The 25,866-nt window shown below is 60.0% G+C and carries 22 protein-coding genes; 8 read left to right on the forward strand and 14 right to left on the reverse strand.

What is annotated here, in order from left to right; translation table 11 throughout:
* Positions 1-101: 101 nt before the first annotated feature.
* On the forward strand, positions 102-1,196 hold the full coding sequence (locus JOE34_RS19795) for a tartrate dehydrogenase (RefSeq protein WP_010411268.1): 1,095 nt from the start codon (positions 102-104) through the stop codon (positions 1,194-1,196).
* On the opposite strand, the gene JOE34_RS19800 is transcribed toward JOE34_RS19795, so the two are convergent.
* On the reverse strand, positions 1,193-2,068 hold the full coding sequence (locus JOE34_RS19800; RefSeq protein WP_003410140.1) for a LysR family transcriptional regulator: 876 nt from the start codon (positions 2,066-2,068) through the stop codon (positions 1,193-1,195). The genes JOE34_RS19795 and JOE34_RS19800 overlap by 4 nt on opposite strands.
* 101 nt (positions 2,069-2,169) lie before the next feature.
* Here JOE34_RS19800 and JOE34_RS19805 point away from each other — a divergent pair, with 101 nt between their 5' ends.
* Positions 2,170-3,561 (forward strand): aldehyde dehydrogenase family protein, encoded by a 1,392-nt coding sequence (locus tag JOE34_RS19805; RefSeq protein ID WP_209996486.1) that lies wholly within the window; start codon positions 2,170-2,172, stop codon positions 3,559-3,561.
* Between the two features lie 359 nt (positions 3,562-3,920).
* On the opposite strand, the gene JOE34_RS19810 is transcribed toward JOE34_RS19805, so the two are convergent.
* The gene (locus JOE34_RS19810; RefSeq protein WP_209996487.1) at positions 3,921-4,505 is read right to left on the reverse strand and encodes a flavin reductase family protein; all 585 of its coding nucleotides are present in this window, start codon (positions 4,503-4,505) and stop codon (positions 3,921-3,923) included.
* Positions 4,506-4,645: 140 nt separating this feature from the next.
* On the opposite strand from JOE34_RS19810, the gene JOE34_RS19815 reads away from it, so the two are divergent.
* Positions 4,646-5,269, forward strand: coding sequence for a nucleotidyltransferase family protein (locus JOE34_RS19815; protein ID WP_074907732.1), 624 nt, complete (start codon positions 4,646-4,648; stop codon positions 5,267-5,269).
* Here JOE34_RS19815 and JOE34_RS19820 read toward each other — a convergent pair.
* The 4 genes from JOE34_RS19820 to JOE34_RS19835 are packed head-to-tail and all read right to left on the reverse strand — an operon-like array spanning position 5,250 to position 10,110.
* Complete coding sequence (locus tag JOE34_RS19820) at positions 5,250-6,218, reverse strand: XdhC family protein (protein WP_046266647.1); 969 nt, start codon at positions 6,216-6,218, stop codon at positions 5,250-5,252. The two genes, JOE34_RS19815 and JOE34_RS19820, sit on opposite strands and share 20 nt — an antisense overlap.
* 2 nt (positions 6,219-6,220) lie before the next feature.
* The gene (locus tag JOE34_RS19825; protein WP_024664208.1) at positions 6,221-8,437 is read right to left on the reverse strand and encodes a xanthine dehydrogenase family protein molybdopterin-binding subunit; all 2,217 of its coding nucleotides are present in this window, start codon (positions 8,435-8,437) and stop codon (positions 6,221-6,223) included.
* 9 nt (positions 8,438-8,446) lie between these two features.
* Positions 8,447-9,430, reverse strand: coding sequence for a xanthine dehydrogenase family protein subunit M (locus JOE34_RS19830; RefSeq protein WP_010411200.1), 984 nt, complete (start codon positions 9,428-9,430; stop codon positions 8,447-8,449).
* Entirely contained in the window at positions 9,430-10,110 is a 681-nt protein-coding gene (locus JOE34_RS19835) for a (2Fe-2S)-binding protein (RefSeq protein WP_003420887.1), read from the reverse strand. Before JOE34_RS19835 ends, JOE34_RS19830 begins: the two co-directional genes overlap by 1 nt.
* 889 nt (positions 10,111-10,999) lie before the next feature.
* Here JOE34_RS19835 and mqo point away from each other — a divergent pair.
* The 4 genes from mqo (at position 11,000) to JOE34_RS19855 (ending at position 16,796) form a co-directional block, all read left to right on the forward strand.
* Positions 11,000-12,643, forward strand: a complete 1,644-nt coding sequence (gene mqo / locus JOE34_RS19840; protein WP_003420890.1) for a malate dehydrogenase (quinone) — start codon at positions 11,000-11,002, stop codon at positions 12,641-12,643.
* A 156-nt stretch (positions 12,644-12,799) separates the two neighbouring features.
* On the forward strand, positions 12,800-13,036 hold the full coding sequence (locus JOE34_RS19845; protein WP_010411190.1) for a hypothetical protein: 237 nt from the start codon (positions 12,800-12,802) through the stop codon (positions 13,034-13,036).
* A 401-nt stretch (positions 13,037-13,437) separates the two neighbouring features.
* A complete protein-coding gene (locus JOE34_RS19850; RefSeq protein ID WP_209996882.1) occupies positions 13,438-16,422 on the forward strand; it encodes an ATP-binding protein in 2,985 nt (994 codons plus the stop codon).
* Entirely contained in the window at positions 16,419-16,796 is a 378-nt protein-coding gene (locus JOE34_RS19855; protein WP_004403875.1) for a response regulator, read from the forward strand. The genes JOE34_RS19850 and JOE34_RS19855 overlap by 4 nt, the downstream gene beginning before the upstream one ends.
* Positions 16,797-16,818: 22 nt before the next feature.
* On the opposite strand, the gene JOE34_RS19860 is transcribed toward JOE34_RS19855, so the two are convergent.
* The 4 genes from JOE34_RS19860 to JOE34_RS19875 form a co-directional block, all read right to left on the reverse strand.
* Positions 16,819-17,556 carry a DUF72 domain-containing protein gene (locus JOE34_RS19860; protein ID WP_010411173.1) on the reverse strand — a complete coding sequence of 246 codons (738 nt, stop codon included), beginning with the start codon at positions 17,554-17,556 and terminating at the stop codon, positions 16,819-16,821.
* Positions 17,556-17,987: a hypothetical protein gene (locus tag JOE34_RS19865; protein WP_004403878.1), complete on the reverse strand. Its 432-nt coding sequence runs from the start codon at positions 17,985-17,987 to the stop codon at positions 17,556-17,558. Before JOE34_RS19865 ends, JOE34_RS19860 begins: the two co-directional genes overlap by 1 nt.
* A 174-nt stretch (positions 17,988-18,161) precedes the next feature.
* Complete coding sequence (locus JOE34_RS19870; RefSeq protein ID WP_195765703.1) at positions 18,162-19,055, reverse strand: CAP domain-containing protein; 894 nt, start codon at positions 19,053-19,055, stop codon at positions 18,162-18,164.
* Between the two features lie 83 nt (positions 19,056-19,138).
* Positions 19,139-19,381 carry a hypothetical protein gene (locus JOE34_RS19875; RefSeq protein WP_010411160.1) on the reverse strand — a complete coding sequence of 81 codons (243 nt, stop codon included), beginning with the start codon at positions 19,379-19,381 and terminating at the stop codon, positions 19,139-19,141.
* Positions 19,382-19,587: 206 nt separating this feature from the next.
* On the opposite strand from JOE34_RS19875, the gene JOE34_RS19880 reads away from it, so the two are divergent.
* Positions 19,588-20,901 (forward strand): APC family permease, encoded by a 1,314-nt coding sequence (locus tag JOE34_RS19880; RefSeq protein WP_046266645.1) that lies wholly within the window; start codon positions 19,588-19,590, stop codon positions 20,899-20,901.
* A gap of 130 nt (positions 20,902-21,031) precedes the next feature.
* Here the strand turns inward: JOE34_RS19880 and araH are convergent, their stop codons facing one another.
* The 4 genes from araH to JOE34_RS19900 all read right to left on the reverse strand — a co-directional run bounded on the left by araH (position 21,032) and on the right by JOE34_RS19900 (position 25,695).
* Positions 21,032-21,997, reverse strand: a complete 966-nt coding sequence (araH, locus tag JOE34_RS19885; protein WP_004403886.1) for an L-arabinose ABC transporter permease AraH — start codon at positions 21,995-21,997, stop codon at positions 21,032-21,034.
* A 40-nt stretch (positions 21,998-22,037) separates the two neighbouring features.
* Positions 22,038-23,561, reverse strand: coding sequence for an L-arabinose ABC transporter ATP-binding protein AraG (gene araG, locus JOE34_RS19890; protein ID WP_010411149.1), 1,524 nt, complete (start codon positions 23,559-23,561; stop codon positions 22,038-22,040).
* Between the two features lie 54 nt (positions 23,562-23,615).
* Positions 23,616-24,629: a substrate-binding domain-containing protein gene (locus JOE34_RS19895; protein ID WP_004417927.1), complete on the reverse strand. Its 1,014-nt coding sequence runs from the start codon at positions 24,627-24,629 to the stop codon at positions 23,616-23,618.
* 193 nt (positions 24,630-24,822) lie between these two features.
* Complete coding sequence (locus tag JOE34_RS19900) at positions 24,823-25,695, reverse strand: SMP-30/gluconolactonase/LRE family protein (protein WP_004403895.1); 873 nt, start codon at positions 25,693-25,695, stop codon at positions 24,823-24,825.
* Positions 25,696-25,866: the final 171 nt, after the last annotated feature.

Below are 25,866 nucleotides of genomic sequence, written 5' to 3' on the forward strand. Positions count from 1 at the left end.
AATCAGCTGATTATCTTTATATCGTGCGCTTATAGCATGGATGGCCTGTGCAACTCATTCATCGCACACCCGTAATGGATCGATTCAGAGAGAGCGCCGCCATGAACAACAAGAAACTGCGTATTGCTGCCATTGCTGGTGACGGCATCGGCCTGGAAGTGCTGCCTGAAGGGGTACGCGTGGTGCAGGCCGCCGCCGCACGGCACGGGCTGGAACTGGAGTTCGAATACTTCGAGTGGGCCAGCTGCGATTACTACCTGAAGCACGGCAAGATGATGCCGGACGACTGGTTCGAACAGCTCAAAGGCTTTGACTCGATCTTCTTCGGCGCCGTCGGCTGGCCGGAAAAGGTCCCGGATCACATCTCGCTGTGGGGCTCGCTGCTCAAGTTTCGCCGCGAATTCGACCAGTACGCGAATATCCGTCCGGTGCGTCTGTTTCCCGGCGTGCCCTGCCCGCTGGCCAATCGCAAACCGGGCGACATCGACTTTGTCGTGGTCCGGGAAAACACCGAAGGTGAATACTCGTCGCTGGGCGGGATCATGTTCGAAAACACCGAAAACGAATTCGTGTTGCAGGAATCGGTATTCACCCGCCGCGGCGTCGACCGCATTCTCAAATTCGCTTTCGAGATGGCCAGCAAACGCGAGCGCAAGCACGTTACTTCGGCGACCAAATCCAATGGCATGGCCATCAGCATGCCGTACTGGGACAAACGCACCGAAGCGATGGCCAGCCAGTACCCCGGCATCAGCTGGGACAAGCAACACATCGACATTCTCTGCGCCCGTTTTGTGCTGCAACCCGAGCGCTTCGACGTGGTGGTGGCGTCCAACCTGTTCGGCGACATCCTCAGCGACCTCGGCCCGGCCTGCGCGGGCACCATCGGCATTGCGCCGTCAGCCAACCTCAACCCCGAGCGTCACTTCCCGTCGCTGTTCGAACCGGTTCACGGCTCGGCCCCGGACATCTTCGGCCAGAACATCGCCAACCCGATCGCGATGATCTGGTCGGGTGCGCTCATGCTCGAATTCCTCGGCCAGGGCGACCAACGCTTCACCGCGGCCCATGACGAAATCATCACCGCCATCGAGCAAGTGATCGCCAACGGCGACGTCACGCCGGATCTGGGCGGCATGCGTTCGACTCAGCAAGTCGGCGCGGCGATTGCCGAGCGGGTTTCTGCAGCCCGTTAAACGTTTTCTGGCTCGCTGCGCTGTTCCAGCAACTCGACGAAGCGGGTCAGGCTGCGTGACACCGTACCCCGGCGCCAGATCAGCCAGGTGTGCAGGTAGCGAAACTTCTCGGACAGCGGCCAGATACTGACCGTGGCGCAGCCGGGCATACTTTCCAGCATGCTGCGCGGCATCAGCGCCAGCCCGGCACCGGCGCTGACGCAGGCGAGCATGCCGTGGTAGGACTCCATTTCGTGGATCTTGCCCGGCACTGCCGCGTCATCGGTGAACCAGCGTTCAAAGTGATGGCGGTACGAGCAGTTGGCACGAAACGCATAGATACTCTCTCCGCTGACATCCCGCCCGCGCTTGACCGGTGCATGATTGAGCGGCGCGATGATGACCATTTCCTCTTCGAAGACCGGCACGCCGTCAAGCGATGGATGCTGCACCGGCCCGTCGACGAACGCCGCCACCAGTCGACCGGCCAGCACGCCGTCGATCATGGTTCCGGACGGGCCTGTCGAAAGGTCCAGCTCGACCTTGGCGTTCTGCTGATTGTAGGCGGCCAGCAGCGCAGGAATCCTGACCGCAGCCGTGCTTTCCAGCGACCCCAGTGCAAAAGGCCCCTGTGGCTCCTCCCCGGAAACGGCGGAGCGCGCTTCCTGCACCAGATCCAGGATGCGTCGCGTGTAGTCGAGAAAATTCCAGCCTGCGGGAGACAGGCGCAAGCGGTGCTTCTCGCGAATGAACAGGTCGACGCCCAGATCCTGCTCCAGCTGCTTGATGCGCGTGGTCAGGTTCGAGGGCACCCGGTGGATGTGCTGCGCCGCGGCGCTGATGCTGCCGTGTTCAGCCACCGCTTTGAAGATCTCCAGCTGAACCAGATCCATATCATTCTCCAAACATGAACGTTACTATCATTATTATTCAGTTTTAGAAAGCATTGCACGCCTATATTCTGGTCGCACTTCCACCTCAACAGGATGGCGCAATGACTACTGTCACCAGCAACACCCATGCAATCTCGATCAATCCTGCCACCGGCGAGCAAATCGGCCACTATGCCTTTGAATCCGCCGCCGCGCTGGATCAAAGCCTGTCGCGGGCGGCTGCCGGGTTTGCCGGCTGGAAGCGCACGCCGGTTCAGCAACGTGCGCAATTGATCGTCGCCATGGGTCAGGCCCTGCGCGATGACGTCGACAACATCGCACGCATGATCAGCCAGGAAATGGGCAAGCCCGTTGCGCAGGCCAAAGGCGAGGTCGAGAAATGCGCCCAACTGTGCGACTGGTACGCGGCGCAAGGCCCGGCGATGCTGGTGGCCGAAGCGACTCAGGTCGAGCATGACAAGGCGCGGATCGAGTACCGTCCGCTGGGCCCTATTCTCGCGGTAATGCCGTGGAATTTCCCGATCTGGCAAGTGCTGCGCGGTGCGATTCCGACCCTGCTGGCCGGTAATACGTACGTGCTCAAGCACGCGCCCAATGTCATGGGCTGCGCTTACCTGATGCTCGAGGCGTTCAAGCGTGCCGGTTTTCCGGAGGGTGTGTTCGAAGTCATCAACGTGAGCCCGGAAGGCGTTTCAAGCGCCATTGCCGACCCGCGCATCGCAGCGGTCACCCTGACCGGCAGCGTGCGTGCTGGCCAGGCCATCGGCGCCCAGGCCGGTGCGGCACTGAAGAAGTGCGTGCTGGAACTCGGCGGTTCCGACCCGTTCATCGTGCTCAATGACGCGGACCTGGATCAGGCTGTGAAGGCGGCGGTGATTGGCCGCTTCCAGAACACCGGGCAGGTCTGTGCAGCGGCCAAGCGTCTGATCATCGAGCAAGGCGTGGTCGAGGAGTTCACCCGCAGGTTCGTCGAGCAAACGCGTCAACTGGTAACGGGCGATCCTCTTTCCGGCGAAACCTACATTGGCCCCATGGCGCGCTTCGATCTGCGCGACGAGCTGGATGCCCAGGTGCAGGACACGCTCGCCGAAGGCGCCACGCTCTTGCTGGGCGGCAAAAAGGCCGAAGGCCAGGGCAATTATTATCAGCCTACCGTACTCGGTGACGTCACCGATAAGATGACTTCGTTCCGGCAAGAGCTTTTCGGCCCTGTAGCGTCGATCATCACCGCGCGTGACGCACAGCACGCCCTGGAGCTGGCCAATGACAGCGACTTCGGCCTGACCGCGACGATTTATACCCGCGACCTGAAACAGGCCGAGCGCATGACCGAGGAACTGGAAACCGGCGGTGTGTTCATCAACGGCTACAGCGCTTCAGACCCGCGCGTGAGCTTCGGCGGCGTGAAGAAAAGCGGCTTTGGTCGTGAGCTGTCGCACTTCGGTGTACGCGAGTTCTGCAATGCGCAGACTGTGTGGCGGGATCGTCAGTGAGGGTGCAGAAGATACAAAGCCCTTGCGGGACTGGCTGGTATGGCGATCCGCGTTGCTCACCAAGGAGCAGGTGTAGCCGCTGAGTATTTGCTGATCACTCAATCCCCCTTCGCGAGCAAGCTCGCTCCCACGGGAGCCATCTGTGGGAGCGATGAGTGTGCTTGTGTGGGAGTGAGCTTGCTCACGAAGAGACTGATGCAGCCGCTGAGTAATTTGCTGATCAATCAATCCGCCTTCGCGAGCAAGCTCGCTCCCACGGGGGGCATCTGTGGGAGCGATGAGTGTGCTTGTGTGGGAGTGAGCTTGCTCACGAAGAGGCCGTTACGGTCGGCAAGGATCGTTAAGGCCAGACATCGCGATTACTCGTCGCCTGTTTCTACCACCGCAGGCTCACCAATCGTATAGAAATGCCCACCCGCGACGTAATGCAGGCTACGCCATTTCGGATCGGCTTTTTCAAATTCCCAGTGCCCGTCTTTGAACACACGGGTATCAGCCCATGCGCCCACCACTTCGCCAATGAACAGGTCGTAAGCCTGCTGATTGTGCGGCTCGGGAATGACCTGACAGATCAGCCACGCCGAGCAGCCTGCGACCAGCGGCGAGTCATGACCGTCGATGCGGAACAGATCCACATTGGCCTTGCCCAGCTTGTCCGGAGTGAAGACCTTGCTCTGGGTGCCGACGTCGAAGGTCATCTGCAATTGATCCAGATTGGGCACCTGCAGGGCAAAGTAGCCACTCTTCTCCACCAGCTCGCGGGTCTTGGTCATCTTGTCGATGACCAGCGTCACCTTGGGGGGCGAGAAGTCCAGCGCACAGGCCCAGGCCGCAGCCATGACATTATGCGTGCCCTCGTGGCTGGATGAGACCAGCACGGTCGGCCCGTGGTTGAGCAAACGGTAGGCTTTTTCCAGCTCGACAGGACGAATATGATTGTCCACTTGAAACCCTCGAAAACATGATTCGTGCCGCTACCGGCAAGGCAGCGAAATAAGGCATTGTGCGTGCATCAGCAGAACTGCAGGGTGCGACGGGTAAACCGCGCGCGCCCTCTCCTTTCACCCACTCATAAGGTTTCGGATTGAGCAGCATAGACAGCCAGATCCCCGAAGTGTTCGCCCTGGTCCTTGCAGCGGGCCGCAGCAGGCGCTTTGCTGGTGACAAACGACAGGCGCTTCTGCCGAGCGGTCGAACACTGCTCACGGCAAGCCTGGAAAACGCGCAAAATGCATTCGGCAAAACGGCGGTGGTATTACGCCCTGATGACCAGGCGGATGCGCTGGGGATTGCCTCGAACGTCACGATCATCCGCAGCGAAAACGCCGAACTGGGGATGGGCCACAGCCTGGCAAGCGCGGTTGCGGCAGTGATGGACTCCTCTGCCGATGCGGTTGCCATTGTTCTTGCTGACATGCCCTGGATACAGCCGCAGACACTGCATGACCTGGCCAGAATGGCCGATCCCCAGCGCATCGTCCTGCCCATGCACGAGGGCCAACGCGGCCATCCGGTGATCATCGGCCGCGGGTTCTGGCCAGCGCTGCTCAAGCTGGAAGGCGACCAGGGCGCGAAGGCCCTGATCATCGACAACCCCGAGGCGTGTGACCTACTGCATTGCGATGATCCTGGCATCCTGCGCGATGCCGACACCCCGTCAGCGCTGGCACAAGCCTGCCGGCAACACCTTACACCTCGGCACGACTGACACCGTTGGCCACCCGAAGGATATCGGCCATTACCGCAATGGCGATCTCGGAAGGTGTCTTGCTGCCCAGGTTCAGGCCGATGGGCGCGTGGATCCGGTCCAGGACCTGAGCGTCAAGCCCGCCAATTCGCCCCAGACGCTCCAGACGTTTGCTGCTGGTGCGCATCGAGCCCATCGCGCCGATGTAGAAGGCCTCGGTACGTACCGCCTCGAGCATGCTCAGGTCGTCCAGCTTCGGATCATGCGTCAGCGCCAGTACGGCCGTCGAACTGTGGCAGCCGCCCTCGGCAATAAACACCGCAGGCAGCACGCCGCGCACCTCGACACCCGGCATTGAAAACCCCGATGTGACCTCGACACGAGGGTCACAGACGATCACCTCATAACCCATGGCAACGGCAAAACTGGCGCAGAACTCTGCCACTGGCGACAGTCCGGCGAGCAGTACACGATACACCGCGCCCATGCGGATACTGATGCTTTCGCCATCCACCTGCACACGCGACTCGCCCATCGTCGCAGGCCCGATCGCTCTCTGCACGCCGCCCAGTTGCACCTGCCTGCTGACCAGCTCGCGCCCGGCCAGCGCCTGCTCGATGGCCGCCAGGTGTGCATCGGCTTCAGGCCCTGGCGCGATGAACTCGATCAGCACATCCAGCACACCGCCGCACGGCAAGGCCCGCGTCGGCGCAAAACCGCCGTCGCCGTAGCGAACCACCTGATTGACCGGCTCGAACTGCCCCGCGGCAACGCGCTCGAGAAAGTCCTCTTCCACGCAACCACCCGACAGAGAGCCGCGATGCTCACCGCTGCCCAGCGCCACCAGCATCGCCCCCGGCCCGCGCGGGGCCGAACCGAATGTGGAAAGAACCGTACACAACCAGACGGCCTTGCCGCTGGCCAGCCAGTCCCGCGCCTGTTGTACAACCTGCAAATCAAGCTGTTTCATCGTTACAACCCTGCCATCAGTTTTTCCTTGCTGATCGGCAGGCTGCGCACCCGTTTACCCGTCGCGTGATACACCGCATTGGCCACTGCTGCGGCCAGCCCGGTCACACCGATCTCGCCGATGCCTCGTGCGCCGAATTCACCCAGGTTGTAGTCCGGATAATCCAGCAGCAAGACGTCAATGTCCGGTTGATCCGCATGCACCGGTACCACGTACTCGGCGTAGTTATTATTGACCGGCATGCCGCTGCGCGGGTCGTATTCACCAGCCTCGAACAAGGCCATGCCGATGCCCATCACAATCGCGCCTTCCACCTGATTGCGGGCCGCCAGCGGGTTGACCACTTTGCCCACGTCAATGGCGCTGACCACCCGCGAGACGCGCAGGCTGGAAATACCCGGGTCCCAGCGCACCTCGACAAAATGCACACCGAACGAGCGGAATGAGTACTTGCCTGCCTCAGGCATGCCGCTCTGGAAAGTGCCCTCTGCACGCGACAGACGCTGGCCGTTCAGCACATCGACGAAGCTTGCGCGCTGTTCACCCATGACCAGTTGGCCGTTCTCGACCTTGATCGCTTCGGCGTCCTGTCCGGCGAACACTGCATCCTTGCTGACGGCGTACTGGCGCAGCTTCTGCAACGCTTCGCGGGTGGCGCCGGCAATCGCCGGCATTACGCTGGCGGTGACCCATGAGCCGCCGGACACCGGGCCTGCCGGGAACGACGAGCTGCCCAGTTCCACTTCGACGCGCTCCATGGGAATGCCGGTCAACTGGCTGACGGTCTGCGCGACGATGGTGTAGGTGCCGGTGCCGATGTCCTGCAAGCCGCACTGAGCCAGAGCCGTGCCGTCGGAACGCAGAATGACCCGCGCATCGGTAGGCACTTGATAGGCTTCCCAATTGCAGGCACCCATGCCGTAACCAATAATTTCATCGCCTTCGCGCATCGAACCGACGTCGGCCTTGCGCGCGTGCCAGCCAAACCGTTCGGCGGCCTTGTCGATGGCTTCGGGCAGGTGGTTACTGGACCACGGCAGACCTGCGCTCTGATCCTTGTCAGAGAGGTTCAGCTTGCGGAATGCCAGAGGGTCCATGCCACTGGCCAGGGCCATTTCATCAATGGCCGACTCCAGTGCAAACAGGCCCGGGGCCGCGCCCGGAGCGCGCATGGAGGTCGGCGTACCGCGATTGATGGGGCTGATCTTGTGGCTGACCAGCACGTTATCGCAGGCATACAGGCTTTTGGTCACGCCGCCGCAGTTTTCGGTGTAGTCATCGAGCATCGAGGTGTTGTTGAACGACTCGTGACGAATCGACACCAGCTTGCCGCTCGCATCGGTGGCCAGACGCAGGCGCTGGCGAGTTTCCGGACGGTGGCCCACGGTGGTGAACATCTGCGCACGCGGCAACACCAGTTGCACCGGGCGCCCGGTGACTTTGGCAGCGGCGCACGCGGCGACCGAATGCGGCCACGGCCACAGCTTGCCGCCAAAGCCCGAGCCTATGAAGGGCGCACGCACTTCCACCTGGTCGGGGGAAAGGTCAAAAACGTTGGCCAGCAGGTTGCGGTGATTGACCACGCCCTGAGTGCTTTCATAGACAAACAGCTTGCCGTCCTGCCACCAAGCGGTGCTGGCGTGCATTTCCATCGGGTTATGCACTTCTACCGGCGTGGTGTAAGTCTGATCGACCTTCACTTTTGCGCCCTCGAAGGCGCTGTCCGGATTGCCGCGATTGTGCCCTGCACCGCCATCGCGGGCGCCATTGACGCGCATGCCTTCGGCAAGGTCCTTGACCGCCGGACGCTGGTCATACTCAACCGTCACGCGATAGGCCGCGGCCCTCGCCTGCTCGAAGCTCTCAGCCACCACAAGGGCCACGAACTGGCCAGGATAATAGACGCGGTCATCCTCGAACGGCAGGCGATGCTCGTCCGCCTTGCTGGCCGAGAGCATCTTGGCAAAGCTCAGTTTGGTATTAGGAGTACGGTGCAGCGAGGGGAAGTTGTCGTGGTGAAAGATATCGACCACGCCAGGCATCGCCTTGGCCTGCTGATCCTTTATGGCCACCACGCGACCGTTGGCGATGGTGCTGTAGACGCCATAGGCGTAAAGCATCTTGCCCATCGGATGGTCTGCGGCATAGCGCGCCTGACCACTGACTTTCTTGCCGCCGTCGATACGACGCTGCGGCACACCAATGATGTTTTCGCTCATGAGAAATTCCTAGGCCGTGAGGTCACGAAGGTTGCGGACGATGACCTGCTGACCCAGCGGGATCTTGAAGGCGTTGTGTTCATAGGCCCGCGAGCCTTTCATCGCCAGCGCTGCGACCTGCGCAAAGGTGTTTAGATCGGCACGCTGACCGATCAGCGCACGCTCGGCGTCCAGCGCACGCCACGGCTTGGTGCCCACACCGCCCAGTGCAATGCGCGCATCGGTAATACGTTTGCCGTCCATCACCAGAATCACGGCACTGGACGCCAGGGCGAACTGGTAAGAAGTACGGTCGCGCAGCTTCAGGTAAGACGAGCGGCTGCCTGACAGCGGCGCGTCGAGGGTCACATGGGTGATGAGCTCGTGTGGCGCCAGCGCATGTTCGCGCTCTGGCGTATCACCAGGCAGCAAATGAAAGTCAGCGAACGGGATATCCCGCGAGCCATTGGCGCCCTGAACGGTAACCTGCCCGCCGATCGCCGCCATGCCGACACACATGTCTGACGGATGCGTGGCAATGCAATGCTCGCTGGTGCCCAGCACTGCGTGCACACTACGGTTCATCCCGCCAATGGCTGCACAACCGGAGCCCGGTTGGCGCTTGTTACAGGCTGAAATACCATCGCGAAAATACGGGCAGCGCACACGCTGCATGAGATTGCCGGCGGTGGTCGCCTTGTTGCGCAATTGGGTCGAAGCACCGGCAAGAATCGCTTCGGACAACACCGGGTAGCGCTGCTGCACCAGCGGGTGGCTGGCCAGGTCGGTATTGCTGACCAGCGCTCCGATGCGCAGACGGCCATCAGGCAGCGACTCGACCTGCTTCAACGCCAGATGGTTGATGTCCACCAGTTGCTGCGGTTGCATCACGTCGAGCTTGACCAGGTCCAGCAGTGTGGTGCCACCGGCCAAATAAAAGCGTTGCCCTTCACCGGACGCTGTGCTGAAAGCCTGCGCGGGCGAAGCGGCGCGAGCGTAGTCGAAAGTTCGCATCAGGCAGCACCTCCCATTTTCGAGCGCGCAGATTGCACGGCAGAGAGAATGTTCTTGTAGGCACCGCAACGGCAGATATTGCCGCTCATGGCCTCTCTGACGCTGGCGTCATCGGACGCAATGTTCGGGTCTTTGAGAATCGCAACTGCGCTCATGATCTGTCCGGAGGTGCAATAACCGCATTGGTAAGCGTCGTGTTCCCAGAACGCTTCCTGTACCGGGTGCAGCTTGCCGTTCTCGGCCAGCCCTTCGATGGTGGTAATGCTGTCGCCCTGATGCTGAACGGCGATCGACAGACAGGAGTTGATTGCCAGGCCGTTGACCAGCAGCGTGCAAGCGCCGCACTGGCCGTGGTCGCAGCCCTTCTTGGTGCCCGTCAGTTGCAGACGGTCACGCAGCACGTCGAGCAGAACGGCATTGGCTGGCACGTTCAGGGTATGAACCTGGCCGTTGACCTTCAACTGGATGCGTTGCTCACCTGCTGCGGGCGCGTCACTGTCTTCGACCACGGGGGCCGCAGGTGCCAGAGGCGCAGCCTGCAGCAGGCCGTCGGACGGGATCCAGGTAGACAGCGTGGCCGCAGCAATGCCGGAGGCACCGAACTTCAGAAAGTTTCGGCGCGAGGGCTGCACGGCGCTGCTGTCGACAGCAGTTTCCTTGTGCTTCTTGGGTTCGGTCATCAGGATCACTCGGTAATAGCCGTCACTGCTGTAAAGCGACGGGCGTTATGGTGTGGTCAGCGGCCCGGGCGTACTCCTGCCCACTGACGCGCTGCCTTTATTTCCAAGGGTAATCAAAGCCAAAACGCTATCACCCGTTACAAGTGTTTAACTGGTCTGCGCTTCTAAAGTTCCAACTGTTTGACGGACGTCTGTATCCGAACATTGCGACCACGGGCATGGCAGCCATATATGGACCCTAACAGGAGGTGGGAGCGCTGATTAGCCAGGCAAAGTCGCACGCCGTTATGAGCCTGGCTCATGAATGCACGAGAGCCGGATGAGCGCGCTGTTCGGGGAGATGTTCAGATCGAGCGAAGGCCATATCCGTCTGACGGCTAAAGACCCGGGCGAAAATGCCGATACAGATAGGCAGTGGAAGGCTGTGAAGTGTCTAAATCAAGGCATTCGTGGCCAATTTGATGATGGCACCTCGCAACCGGGGTGCACATTATGCGAAAATACCGCGTCTTTGCCGGTATGCCACCGAGGGTGTGTCGCAGTACGCGTACATAAAATTGCGCGTCAAGCGTGCCTCCATGCTCCGACGCGGCGTCTCAGACTCCGTGAACAGGCTGACCAGGTGTGTCTTCGCAAGTGGCTCAGAGGGCAAGGCCCTCGGGCATCGCAGCACACCAACAGAGCAAATGTCACTCATGACGCTGAATCCAATGATGATAAGAAGTCAGCGCAGCAGGACATAAATTGAGGTCTCAAGCGGTATTATATTGGCCTTGTATGTCCACCTCTAGTCCCCGTGGGTGCGAGTGTTTGTCGCAGGCTCGATGCATGTGACAGGCCGTTTCCCCAGGAGTAGTCGGCGGATGGCGTTTATCAGATGGATGACAGAATGTTTAAGAAAGTGAACACGGCCCTCCTGGGTCTGGCCATTTCCATGGGCCTGATGCCCGTGCAGGCGGCTGAAACCAAGAAAGTCGACGTACTGCTCGTCGGCGGCGGCATCATGAGTGCAACCCTCGCTGTCTGGCTCAACGAGCTGGAGCCAAGCTGGTCGATGGAAATGGTCGAGCGTCTCGACGGCGTCGCCGAAGAAAGCTCCAACGGCTGGAACAACGCCGGTACCGGTCACTCGGCGCTCGCCGAACTGAACTACACCCCCGAAGACAAGAACGGCAACGTCGACATCTCCAAGGCCATCGAGATCAACGAAGCGTTCCAGATCTCCCGTCAGTTCTGGTCCTGGCAGGTCAAGACCGGCGTTCTGAAGGACCCGCGTTCGTTCATCAACTCCACACCGCACATGAGCTTTGTGTGGGGCGACAACAACATCCAGTTCCTGCGCAAGCGTTACGCAGCGTTGCAAGCCAGCCCGCTGTTCAGCGGCATGCAGTACTCCGAAGACCACGAGCAGATCAAGAAGTGGGTCCCGTTGATGATGGAAGGTCGTGACCCGGCGCAGAAGCTGGCCGTGACCTGGAGCCCGATCGGCACCGACGTCAACTTCGGCGAGATCACCCGCCAGTTCGTCTCCAATCTGAAAGCCAAGCAGAATTTCAATCTGCAGTTGTCGAGCGAAGTCGAAGACATCAACCACAACGACGACGGCACATGGCGCGTCAAGTACAAGAACCTGAAAGACGGCACCGTTACCGAAACCGACACCAAGTTCCTGTTCATCGGTGCCGGCGGTGCAGCTCTGCATCTGCTGCAGGAATCCGGTATTCCTGAAGCCAAGGAATACGGCGGCTTCCCGGTCGGCGGTTCGTGGCTTGTCACTGACAACCAGACCCTGGCCATGCAGCACATGGGCAAGGCCTACGGTATCGCGTCGACTGGCGCGCCACCCATGTCGGTTCCGCACCTGGACACCCGTGTTCTGGACGGCAAGCGCGTGATCCTGTTTGGCCCATTCGCGACCTTCTCGACCAAGTTCCTGAAAAACGGTTCTTACTTCGACCTGCTGACCAGCACCACCACGCATAACGTGTGGCCGATGACTCGCGTCGGTATCGAACAGTACCCGCTGATCGAATACCTCGCCGGCCAGGTGATGATGTCTGACGACGATCGCTTCGCGGCTCTGAAAGAGTACTTCCCGAACGCCAAGAAAGAAGACTGGCGCCTGATGCAAGCCGGTCAGCGCGTACAGATCATCAAGCGTGACGAAGAGAAAGGCGGCGTTCTGAAGCTGGGTACCGAAATCGTTGCTTCCAAGGACGGCAGCATTGCCGGCCTGCTGGGTGCTTCGCCAGGTGCCTCGACTGCAGCGCCGATCATGCTGGGCGTGCTTGAGAAAGTCTTCAAGGACAAGGTAGCGACTCCGGAGTGGCAGGCAAAACTGCACCAGATCGTGCCTAGCTACGGCACCAAGCTGAACAACAATCCAGACCGTGTTGCCGAGGAATGGGCGTACACCGCCGAAGTCCTGCAACTGACTCCACCACCGCCGGTGAACAAGACAGGTAATGCTCCAACTGCTGCACCTGCTGCTCAGCCAGCGAAAAGCAATCCAGCCAGTGACATGGCGCTCTAAGGCTTTCACAGCTTGAGCAAAGCCCCGCCAGATCTTGTCTGGCGGGGCTTTTTTTTGCCCGCCGTTGCGCAGGCAAACCCTGCCGACATGAAAACATGTCGAACTCTTCGCGTCGTTCGTTCCTCCAACCAGGACGACACACTGAGAGGAACTGCAATGAGCAAGCATACTGACAAGCCTTCCAGCCACACGCCTGAACAGTCCGCGCCAACCACAGACCAGTCCGGCAAGCCGGTCGATGTGGTGCACAAGGACATAGCGCAGGAAAATCCCGAAACCGAAGGCGTGGACAAGGTCATCACCCCGACGTCCATCAAGGAAAAAGAGCAGGATGCCGAAACGCTTCGTGCTAAAAACCGTGAGCTCGAGCGCAAGTTGAACGGCCAGGGCTGATTGCCCAAGCGGGCCTGTAGCAACCCAGCACTTGCCGATAATTCGCTAAAAAATGGCAGGCAGGGCCTCAAAGGCCCACACCTGCCAACTTGCAGGCATTTCCCCGACATAGTCAGTTAAAGCTACGCGTCCAACGGGCACCTGTTATGGTGACCCACTTCCTTCTATCTCTGGCTTGTATCAGCAGAGCGCGTCATCCAGGTCTCCACGCCGCACTTTCGCGGCAACCTCGCATTTTCTTGCGCTGTCCATCCGGGCCGCTGGCCGCCCAAATTCCCGTTGCGGCCGACAAAAATCCATCTGAATCGCGTTTAGCGTCGAACGACTGCACGTCGTACCAAGCAGTGGCTGGCTGTTCCCGGCTGAAACACCCTGTGGAGTTCACGCAATTGATCAAGGACATGCTGGATGCAAAGCCTGACGCAGCGCTTGAGGCTGCGCTAGCCGAATGTGCCCGAGAGCCGATTCGTGTTCCTGGCGCGATTCAGCCGCACGGCATCTTGCTCAGCGTTGCAGGCGCTCCCCTTTGCATTGAACAGGTCAGCGCCAACTGCGCAACAGCACTCGGGATGACCGCTGACGAGTTGCTGGGCAAGCCTATGTCATGGCTGCTGTCGCCTGAACATTCGGCCCTCATCGACCATGCGTACAGCCACCCCGCTGCCCCGAACCTGGACCCGATAAAATTGACGCTCGGAACCGCCCACTACAGCGCCTCGCTGCAGCGTATCGACGATGTCCTGATTATCGAGCTGGAGGACTTCGTAGAAACAGATCACGGGCAATCCAGAATCCTTGCCCGGGTATTGCGCAACCTGCAGGCCGCCACAACGCTGGAAACGCTGTTCGATATCAGTGTGCACGAGATTCAGGCGCTTACCGGCTACGACCGGGTCATGATTTACCGGTTCGAGCCCGAGGGCCATGGCAAAGTCGTCGCCCAGGCGCTGACCGGGCCATTGCCCAGCTATAGCGACCTGAACTTCCCCGGTTCGGACATTCCCGCCCAGGCGCGAGAGCTGTATCGGCTGAACTGGATTCGTGTGATTCCGGACGCCACCTACGTTCCCGTGCCCCTGATACCGACCTTGCGTCCGGCAACAGGGCAACCGCTCGACCTTGGTTTCTCGACGTTGCGCAGCGTGTCCCCGGTGCATTGTGAATACCTGAAGAACATGGGCGTGCGCTCGTCAATGAGTATCTCGTTGCTCGATGGCGGCGAGCTCTGGGGCCTGGTTGCCTGCGGTCACCCCGAACCGTTGCGGGTGTCCAGAGAGCTGCGCGATGCCTGCGCGATGATCGGTCAGTTACTGTCGGTGAAAATTTCCGCCATTGTCGCGACCGATGTGCAGCGCGAGCGGGAAGCGAAAGTTGCCCTGCTCGGACAACTGGCAGACGCCATGAGTCGCGCCAATCATGAAGTGCTCGACGGGCTGGTCAGCCGGCCCGAGCTTCTCATGTCGCTGACCCTGGCAGACGGTGCGGCTGTGCTGATTGACGATCAGGTTCATCTGTTCGGCACCTGCCCTGCAATCGAACAAGTGCGTGAACTGTACACCTGGATACGCGACACCGGCCTGGCGCATCAACGCACCAGACAGCGGGCGACGGGCTTGCAGGGTCTGGGGGTTTTCCACACCAACTCCATGCAGAGGGAGCTTGCCGCCAGCGCCGTTTACAGAGACGTCGCCAGCGGCGTCATCGCGTTCACGCTACCCAAGCCGATTGATAACGCTGTCATGTGGTTTCGTGCCCAACTCACCTCCACGATGAACTGGAGCGGCGACCCGACCCATCACGTCAGCACCCGTCCGGAGAGTTCCGCGAGTCATCGTCTGCACCCAAGGCAGTCTTTCGATGTCTGGGAGCAAGAGGTTACCGGCATTGCCAGGCCGTGGTCGCGCGCAGATCTCTATGGCGCTGAAGACATACGTCGCTCTGCTCTGGAAAGCGATCTGGAGCGTCAGGTGCAGCGCGAGCAGGAGGCGGTTCGTTTGCGTGATGAACTGGTCGCCGTGGTCTCCCATGACCTGCGCAATCCAATGTCGATCATCATTATGCAGTGCGGCATGATGCAACGCTGGGCGTTGGGCGACACGCACTTCGAAAATCGCAATATCCGCCGTGCGCTGGGCACCATCGAGAAAGCCACGACGCGCATGAACAGCCTGCTGGAAGACCTGCTCGATACCGCGCAGATCGAAGCCGGCCGCTATCAGCTGTCGCGCCTGCCGCTGAGCGTCACCAGCTTGCTGGAAGAAGCCTGCAGCCTGCTGGTGATGCTGACCACCGAAAAGAACATCGAGCTCAACTGCACCGCCGCGCAAGGCCTGGTGGTCGATGCGGACCCGGAACGAATTTTCCAGGTACTTTCCAACCTGGTCGGTAATGCCATCAAGTTCACCCCGAAAGGTGGCCGGATCAACATCGATGCGGTCGCCGATCAGCACGAGGTGCTGTTCAGGGTGAGTGATGACGGGATCGGTATTCCGGTCGAACACCTGCCTTTCATTTTCCAGCGCTACTGGTCCGTCAAGGAAGGCAACCCACGCGGCAACGGCCTGGGACTGTATATATGCCAGGGCATTATCACGGCCCACGGCGGGCGTCTGTGGGCTGACAGCTCACTGGATTCGGGAGGCGTATTTTCTTTCACCCTGCCCATGCATCAGGGGCTGGATACCGTTGGCGAAACGACATTTTTAAAGCAGAGCGGTACGACTCATCGGCTGGCGCAGTCCATTTCCAGCAAACTGGAACGCCAGCAACTGGAAGATCGTCTGACCCGCGCCGGGTTGCTGAATGAACTGAACCATCGAGTAAAAAACACCCTGGCAACCGTCCAGGCCATCGCCTCTCTTACTGTCAACAGCTCTGCGTCACTGGAATCCTTTCACAAGAGCTTCGGTGCGCGCCTGTTCGCCCTGAGCCAGGCGCACGATGCACTGGCGCGCGCAGAATGGATTTCCACCGAACTGGTCGACCTGATAGAGCAGCTGCAGGAGGTGGACTCGGGGGTACACAGGATCAGTTTCGAAGGCGACCCGGTGACCCTGGAGCCGCGCTTTTCACTGACGCTTTCCATGGTGCTCCATGAACTGATGGCCAACGCAGTGCAACACGGTGCGCTTTCTTCAGCAGCAGGTCAGGTGACAGTGACCTCGACGCTGACTGCCGCCCCCTCCCCGCCCACGCTGAAGATCGAATGGAAGGAAACAGGCGGCCCGCCGGTCGTCGCAACCACTGTGAAAGGCTTTGGCTTGCGCTTGATACGCCGCAGCATAGAGCGAGAACTCAAAGGCCAGGCCGACATTCAGTTCGCCCGTACAGGGATCATCTGGTCAATGCTGATTCCCTGGCCAGACAAACCGGAAAGCCACTTATGAGCTCAGAATCGGACGACCAGACCTCGCTCCCCAAAGTGCTGTTGGTGGAAGACGAGACCATGCTCGCCATGTTGATGGAAATGCTGCTTGAGGATCTGGGTTTCGCGACCGCTTACCACGCCAGCACGCTGAACGAAGGCATTGAATATGCGCGTAACGGCGAGTACGACCTGGCCATCCTGGATATCAACATTATCGGCGGTAACTCGTTCCCGATAGCCGCCGCCATTGCCGATCGCGGCATACCCTTCATGTTTTGTTCCGGGTACGGGCGGCTGGGGATCCCCGACACGTGGCTCGACCGACGTTGCGTTGCCAAACCGTTCAGTGCCGAGCAACTGAGCGAAGCGTTGAGTGAGCTGCTTCAGGTCTGAACACCGCAGCCGCTCTTGCCCGTTACTCAGCCCTATTGCACTTAACCAGTGCCTGCAGCGCGAGCGCGTCACCCACAGCGGCTCCGCTGGCCGTGTTGTCAAAGATGCACCAGGTCTCGATTCCCTGTGCTACAGACGCCGACGCTCGCCCGGCCAAGCCTTCCAGATGCTCGACGGTATAGGCGCTGTGATAAATTTTCGGTGCACCGTGCAGGCGCCAGTAGTGAGCACCCTGCCACCCACCGGGCAGGTGCCCATCGCTGATCACTGACGGGTCGGCAGCCACCTGCGCAATGCGATGCTCGATCAGCAGCGCCTGAGCCTGCCGCCAGGATTGATGGCGCGGCTCCAATACAACCCTCCCGGCGTACTGATTGCGTAATGCTTTGAAAAACCCGTCAGCTATCTGTGGTGCATAGTCCAGAGAGGGCGGGAGCTGGACCAGCAGACAGCCCAGTTTGTCATCCATCGCCGTGCATTGAGAAAGGAACGTAGCCAGAACGGCCTCGCACTCGCGCAGACGGAGTTCGTGGGTAATGAGTTTCGGCATCTTGACCGAGAAGCGAAACCCGGCGGGCACCGACTGCGCCCAGCGTGCGTAGGTCTCGGCACGATGTGGACGATAGAACGAGCTGTTGATCTCGACCGCGTTGAAGCGCGAGGCATAGCGCTGCAAGTGGCTGCCTTCCTCAGGGAAGTCGGGCCAGTGCTCACGCGCCAGGCTCCAGCCTGCACAGCCGATATAAAGTCCCGGCATCATCAATACAGCGCCTTGCCGGCCTCACGCATGAAGATTTCAACGGTCTTGGGACCGACACCGGCAAACTCGCAGAGTCGCTTCTCGAAGTGCGCCTGGTCCTCACTCACCTCGCGGATTCGACCTATCTTGCCCGCATAATCGTCATTGAGCTTGGCGCACAGCGCAGACAATCGATACGCCGTTGACTCGTCGTAGCGCACGTAATGAGCCTGCCCGAGCATGGCGACCAGCTCTCGGTGAGTGCAGTGAGCAAGCTTGCGCGGGGTGTCACGCTGATGCTTCTCGACGATAACGCGATAGGCCTCGCAGGCAATGTCGGCCTGAATGCGCTTGCCCATCAGAAAGCTGGCGACAAACCACTTGAATAAGGCCTTTTCGAGGTCCTCGCTGAAACAGATATTCAGCTCTGCAGCATCAATGGTTCGTTTCATGACGTCTGTTATACCTCGCTGACGTTGCCACCGGACACACCGTTCAAGCGCGCCTCTTGTGGTACAACCGACCCTTGCTCATCAGCGAGGGTTTTCAAATAACATCGAACGGGCGACAAACGGTATTCAGATTGACTGCCAGGTGTTCCAAGTCGCTGCGGTGCTGGCTGCCGATCAGGGCGCACCAAACAGCATGGTCCAGTACACACCGTAATCAGCGTTCGTAGCCGTCGCATAGGCCGCGCCGACCTCGGTAAACATCGGGTTCATAAGGTTGGCGCAATGCCCCGGGCTGGCCAGCCAGCTCGCCATGGCCTTGCTGGCCGTGCTCTGCCCTGCAGCAATGTTTTCACCGATCTGCCGTCCGCCGTAACCAGCAGCACGCGCGCGGTCCGACGGCGAGTCATTATCAAAACCGCGATGGGTAAAGTAATTCTCGCTGGCCATCGACTGGCTGTGCTGCTGCGCGGCCGTTTCCAGCGTGGTATTCCAGCTCAACGGCCGAGCCGACGGAAAAGGCCGCTTGCCACACATGCGTGGCTTGGCACGCGCGGCATTGACCTGCGCCAGCAGCGCCCGGCCAGCGGAGCGCGCGTCTTCAAGGCTCTCGTCGATCAACGGCTTCGCCAGCACTACACGCCAGTCACCACCCTGCCGAGTGATGCCGATGTCAGCGTATTGCGGGTCGAGCAACGCGCCGCAGTAGCGGCTCCTGAGCATGTCGAACGCTGCATCGGCGCTTTGCGCGCCGGCCAGTCGCAAGGTCCGCACAATGACCGCCTGATAGCCGGATGCCTTGAGTGCGTCACGTAAGTTACCACTGAAACCGATGGGCAATGCCACGCTGGAATTGAGCGCCAGGGCTCTGGAGATGTTTGTCGTACGCGCTTCGCAACGCTGTGGCTGGCCGCGAAAATCGTTGATCGCCTGGACCAGTCGCTGCTCTTCGGCGGCACTGACAGGGCTCGCGTACAGGGGCAACAACGGGACCAGGTACAACCAGATACGCCAGGAACAACGGGGCAGTGCGGGCATGAGAACGGACTCGGAGAGGAAAAGGCGTGGCATGCATGTCAGAGCCCGAATAAGACCCGAAAAAGCGCTCATGGTTCACGCTGCACACTTGAGTACGGTACCGCCCCGCCATGCGCTCAAAGCTTGCCGATCTCGCCAGTGGCCTCACCAATGCTGGCAAGCGTTACTTCCATATCATCGATAGCCTGTTCAAGTGCCACGAACGATTGTTCAATGACCTCCCTGTCGTCCACTGTCTGATGACCGCGCAGGCTCTCTGCACGCTCGAGTTCACTGAGCTGCAGATCAGCCACTTCCTTGCGTAACGATTGCAGGGTTGCCCAGACTGACCTGAACTGTTGCTGGCTGCTATGACTCATGTTCGCCTCTTGGCTGATCCGTCAAATGTCTCATTGAGACCCCTCCCCGACGCAATGCTCCGCCTTTTTTGCCAACAGCGTTCATTTCAGCATCAAGCCGGCAAACAGTGCCGCTGGTCCAGGCCAGCCGCCATCGTTTTGAATTTACCTGTCGCGCGACGCTCTGCTGTTGATACCCGCATCTGTAGAGAAAGGAATCCTTGACCATGGCCACTGCCGAGACTTCATCGCTGCGCCGGGCAATCACGGCGCCCATGCTGACCCTGTTCATCCTTGGCGACGTGCTCGGGGCTGGCGTCTACGCATTGGCCGGCACGATCGCCGGACGCGTCGGCGGAGCCATCTGGGCGCCCTTGCTGATTGCCCTGTGCTTTGCCTTGTTGACTGCAGCGTCCTACGCGGAACTGGTGACCAAATACCCGCGTGCGGGTGGTGCCGCGGTGTACGCCGAAAAAGCCTTCGGCAAGCCGCTGCTGTCGTTTCTGGTTGGCTTTTCCATGGTCGCGGCAGGCGTTACCAGCGCTGCCGGGCTGGCCGTGGCATTTGCCGGCGACTACTTTCAGGCGCTGCTCGACTGGCCTGCGCAGTGGGTCTGTGTGGCATTTCTGGTCATCGTCGGCCTGCTCAATGCACGCGGTATCAAAGAGTCGCTTTCAGCCAACCTGGTGATGACGGTCATCGAGCTGAGCGGCTTGCTGCTGGTCATCGCAGCAGCCGTGTGGTTCGTCAGCCAGGGGCAAGGCGTGCCGCAACGGGTGTTCGAACTGGACACCGCCTCACCTGCCACGGCGATTCTCGGCGCATCGCTGCTGGCGTTCTATTCGTTCGTGGGGTTTGAAACCTCGGCCAATCTTGCCGAAGAGATCAAGGACGTGCGCAGGGTCTATCCACGTGCCCTGTTCGGCGCGCTGCTGGCGGCGGGTGCGGTGTACATGCTGGTTGGCGTGGGCGCGGCGATGGTCCTGCCCGTTGATCAATTGAAAGATTCGCAAGCCCCCCTGATGGACGTGGTCAGTGCCTCGGGGCTCGGCATACCTGCGCCGTGGTTTGCAGTCATTGCGCTGATTGCGGTAGCCAACGGCGCGCTGTTGACCATGATCATGGCCAGCCGACTGACCTTCGGCATGGCTCGCGAAGGCCTTTTACCTGCGGTGATGGGTTCGGTGCTGCCCAAGCGGCGCACGCCGGGGCTGGCGATTCTGGCGACCACTCTGGTAGCCATTGCCCTGTCCTTCACCAGCACCCTGACTATCCTCGCCGAAACCGTCGTGCTGTTGCTGCTCTTCGTGTTTCTCAGCGTGAACATCGCTGTGCTGGTACTCAAGCGCGACAAGGTCGAAGCCGGGCACTTTCAGGTGCACTGGGTTATCCCGCTGCTGGGCATTCTTTCGTGCCTGTTGCTGCTCACTCAGCAAGGTCCGGAAACCTGGCTGCGGGCGGGCATCATGCTGGCGGTCGGTGCTGCGCTTTACGGACTGACCCGGCTGGGCAGCTCGGCGCTCGCTTCGCATTCACGCTAAGACGCGTCAAACACGAATCAAGAGCGCACTATCACAGCAGCCACACCTTTGGCGGTTGATGAAGCGCAGTAACAGACTGAATCAGGTATGAAGCCGGGAGCTGATTCAAGAGAACCAGCCCCCGGACGACTTAGCGCCGTTTCATGCGGTCAATGATCACCGCCAGCAACAGGATCGTGCCGCGGATCACATACTGATAGAAGGTGTCTATGTTCTTCAGGTTCATCGCATTCTCGATAATCGCCAGAATCAGCACCCCGGCGATCACATGACGGATCATGCCGATGCCGCCACTCAGCGAAACCCCGCCCAATACGCAGGCAGAGATGATCGTCAGCTCGAAGCCCTGCCCGATCATCGGCTGACCCGAGGTCATGCGTGAAGCCAGCACCACACCCGCCAGCGCACCGACCAGGCCGTGGACGGCGAAGATGATGATCTTCGTACGGTCCACGTGGACACCCGCCAGCAGCGCGGCTTCCTGGTTGCCGCCGATGGCCATGGTGTTGCGCCCGTAAGTGGTGTAGTTGAGCAACCAGCCGAAGAATATGAAGCAGGCGATGGTGATCAGAATCGGTACTGGCACGCCGTACACCTGACCATTGCCAAAGATGAAGAAATCCTCGTTGGAAACGCCGACTGCCTTGCCGTTGGAGAAAATGTACGCCAGGCCGCGCACGATCTGCATCGTTGCCAGAGTCGTGATCAGGGCATTGATGCGCAGCTTGGCGATCACGATGCCGTTGATCAGGCCCACGACCAGGCCGAGCGCCAGGGCTGCCGAGACGCCCAGAAATACACTGTCGGTGTCGCGGATGACGATACCGGCGATCACCCCGGAACAGGCCAGCACCGAACCGACCGAGAGGTCGAAGTGCCCGGACGCCAGGCAGAAGAGCATGGTGCAGGCAGCGATACCCACCGTGGAAATCGCCAGGCCCAGACCGCGCATATTCAGCGGCGACATGAAGTTATCGATGAACACGGCACACAGCAGGAAGATCCCCACGGCCGCCAGGAGCATCACCCAGTCATCGGCAAAACGACGCAGGTTCATGCCCTGACGGGGAGCCTGCAGGCTGGATTCGGTAGACATACGCACCTCTTTTTTATTGTTCATGGTCAGGGACCGATATTCAGCCGCGCGTGCGAGGCAGAGCCAATTGCAGGAGTCGCGACTCGTCAGCCTCGTCGCGATTGAGTTCACCGGTGATTGTGCCTTCGCTCATCACCAGAATGCGGTCTGAAATACCCATCACTTCCATCAGATCGCTGGAGACCACAATCACCGCAATACCGTCCGCGGCCAGGTTGTGAATGATCTCGTAAATCTCGGACTTGGCCCCGACGTCGATCCCGCGAGTCGGCTCGTCCAGCAGCAGGACTTTCATGGGCATCGACAGCCAGCGGCCAAGAATCGCTTTCTGTTGATTACCGCCCGAGAGGTACATGATCTGCTGCTCGGGCGATGGCGTCTTGACGTTCATCGACTTGATCTGGCTGCGCGCATTGTCACGCTCCCAGCGGCCCTGAATCAGGCAACCGAGATTCACATGCCGCGGACGCGCACCAATGTTGATGTTCTCCGCGACGCTGGACAAAGGCACGATGCCTTCCTTCTTGCGGTCCTCCGGGCAGAGCAGAATTCCGGCCTCGATGGCATCACGCGGTGACTTCAGTGTCAGCGGTTTGCCGTCCAGTTGCAGGGTGCCTGCAGAGCTGCGGGTAAGCCCCGAGAGCAGGCGAAACAGCTCGGTACGACCGGCGCCGACCAGACCGAAGAAGCCCAGCACTTCGCCTTTCTGCACGGCAAAAGTGACCGGCTCATGAAGGCCCGGCCCCAGCAGACCGGTAACCCGCAGGCTTGGCCCCTGATGCTGGCGCGGACGGTAGTTGTAGATGTTCTGGATATCGCGACCGACCATGCAGGTCACCAGTCGGTCATGGTCGAGATCGGCCATCTGCTCGAACGTCTTGACGAAGCGTCCGTCCTTGAACACCGTCACCGCGTCACAGACACGGAAGATTTCTTCCATACGGTGCGACACGTAAAGAATCACTCGGCCCTCGTCGCGCAGGCGGACGATGATTGCCATCAGTCGGTCAATCTCACGCGCTGACAGGCTACTGGTGGGCTCGTCGAAGGCAATGACATGGGCATTGCGCGACATGGCCTTGGCGATCTCGACCAGTTGCCGCTGGCCCAGCGAGAGGTCGCCCAGACGTGTGCGCGGATCAATCTCGTCAGCCAGCCCTTTGAGCAGCTCGCCGGCGCGGCGATACATCGCACCGCGATTGATCAGACCGAAACGATTGGGCATGTGCCCGAGCAGCAGGTTCTCGGCAACGGTCATTTCCGGCACCAGGTGCAGTTCCTGGTGAATCACCGCCACGCCCGCCGCAATGCTCTCGGCGGTGGACTTGAACTGATAGCTCTGCTCGCCGATCTGCAAGGTGCCGCTACTGGGCTGATAAGAGCCGCCGAGAACCTTCAGCAGCGTGGATTTACCGGCACCGTTTTCACCCATTAATGCATGGACGCTGCCAGGACGCGCTTCGAAACTGATATCCGAAAGCGCCTTGACGCCGGGGAAGACCTTGCCGATGCCGTTGAAGCGCAAGGCACCGCCTATGGGTTGAAGCTCGATAGCCTGTTGCATGAACCAACCTCCTCGCTCGTGTGAGGGGCCTGAACATCAGGCCCCTCGTTCAGCTCACTTCCACAGACCGATCTTGGTCAGTTCAGCCTGAAAGTTTTCGCGAGTGATCAATGTCACGTCATCCATAGCGGTGTACTTGGGCGGCTCGACCCCCTTGGTGACCCAATTGAACACGTATTCGGCCGTCCGGTAGCCTTCCTTGTCAGGGCTAGGCAGCATCGAACCAAAGAAGCCGCTTTCTTTTTTCTTCAATTCATCGATGGCATCGGTGCCATTGATCCCGATCCCTATCACGTTTGCGGCAGCGAAGCCTGCGCCCGAAGTGGCACGTACGCCGCCCAGTACGGTGTTGTCGTTCATGCCACCGATAATGAGGTTCTTGGCTTCGCGTGGCAGCTTCGGCAGAGCCGAGTTGGTAGCGTCCATGCCTCCAGGAACATCAAGTGTCTTTTGCGGAGAAAATAGAATGTGGTCGGCTGGCAAGCCTGCTTTTTTCAACGCATCCACCGAACCGTCAGTGCGCTTCTTGCCGGTATCGAGTTCGCTGTAGGTGTTGATGATCGCGTAGGTGTTCTTCCAGTCGCCCTCATCCCATTTGCGATTCTTCGCTTCAGTCGCCATGGCGGCGCCCTGCTTCTGGCCAACTTCGAAAGCCGCCATGCCGAGATATGGCACATCCTCCATCGGTTTACCCCCCGCATCGACGAAGCGGTCGTCCACGGCCATGACCTTCATGCCATTAGCCTTGGCCTTGGCGACGATGGCAGGGCCCAGCGAAACGTCAGGTGGGCAGATCACGAAACCTTTGACGCCGTTGGCAGCCAGGTTGTCGATCGCGGACAGGGTCTTCTCGCCATCGGGAACGGCAATCTTGATGACGGTGAAGCCAAGCTCTTTCCCGGCTTTTTCGGCGAATTGCCACTCGGTCTGGAACCAGGGTTCTTCAGCCTGCTTGACCAGAAAGCCGATTTTGACTTCTTCGGCAGCGGAAGTGATGCCACTCATGCCCAGAATGGCAGTAGTGACGGCGGCACAGCACAGGGAACGAATCCCGTGACGACTCAACATAGCTAACTCCTTATTTTTATTGAATAGCTACAGCGACAAGCGAGGTGGCGATTGCAAACGCCGAAGCGTCCAGAACCGATCAAATAGTCATACCATATAACGAGTGACCGCTATGTAACCTAATGTCACCCTTGCCTCCAGCATCATGCTGGCGTCGCAAAAAAGACGCCGGCGCAACATTTTTCTCAACAGTTCATCCGGCGAAACGCTGACACGGCGTGCCCTTGACGCCGACCTGCGCCATCAGCAGCGCGCCGTCAAAGCGACCATTTGCATCGGCAGGTGCGGCACTGGTGACGTACAACGTCTGCAGGTCAGGACCGCCGAATACACAACTGGTGGGATGGCTGACTGGTAACTCGACAACTCGGTCAACGCTGCCATCCGGCGCAAAGCGGATCAGGCAATTGCCACCCCAGCGCGCATTCCAGACATACCCTTCGGCATCCATCGCCGAGCCGTCGGGTGAGCCTCGATCGTGTTTTGCCGCCCATACCTGGCGTGGCCCCAGAGCACCGTCTGCAAGCACCGGATAGCGATAAATGACGTCGTCCAGGGTATCGGCGCTGTACAGCACGCTACCCTCTTCATTCCATAGCAGGGTGTTGACGATGCCCTGCCCGTCCAGCAAACGGGTCACGCGAGCATCAGGTTCAACGCGGAACAACCCGCCGGAACGACGCACCAGAGGTACGTCGCCGCCCTCGGCATCGATGTTGTTCTGCATGCTGCCAAGCCAAAGGTGGCCGCGCGCATCGCACCGGGCCTCGTTGGCGCGATTGCCGGGGGTGGGGTCTGCCACGCAGAACGGCAGTAAAGACGTCTTGTCCGATTCCAGGTCCAGACGATAGACGCCGCTGGCCAGTGTCACCAGTGCATCACCCTGCTCGGTCGGAATAAAGGCAGAGACCGGCTCGGGCATGCGCCACTGGCGGATCTGTCCGGCGACCAGCCGACACACCAGAAACCCGGAAATGTCGACCCAGTACAAAGCCTGCTCCTCGGCATCCCAGAAGGAGCCTTCGGCCAGCTTGAAGCGGTGCTCGGAAACGGGCAGCCAGTTCATGAAAAATGTCCTTTGTTATTGTTGTAAAGGCACTTTTGGATATTTGTGTCGCTGTCTTGTCCAACCTCTGCCTGCGCCGCTGCATTGCTCGGCGTCAGGCTGCATGGCAAAAAAACCGGCAGATCGGCTAAGGTGAGTCACAAGCCTTCAGCGACGATGGCACTACTAAAT

Source organism: Pseudomonas sp. PvP028 (genome assembly GCF_017832255.1).
In the GTDB taxonomy this organism is placed as follows: Bacteria; Pseudomonadota; Gammaproteobacteria; order Pseudomonadales; family Pseudomonadaceae; genus Aquipseudomonas; species Aquipseudomonas syringae.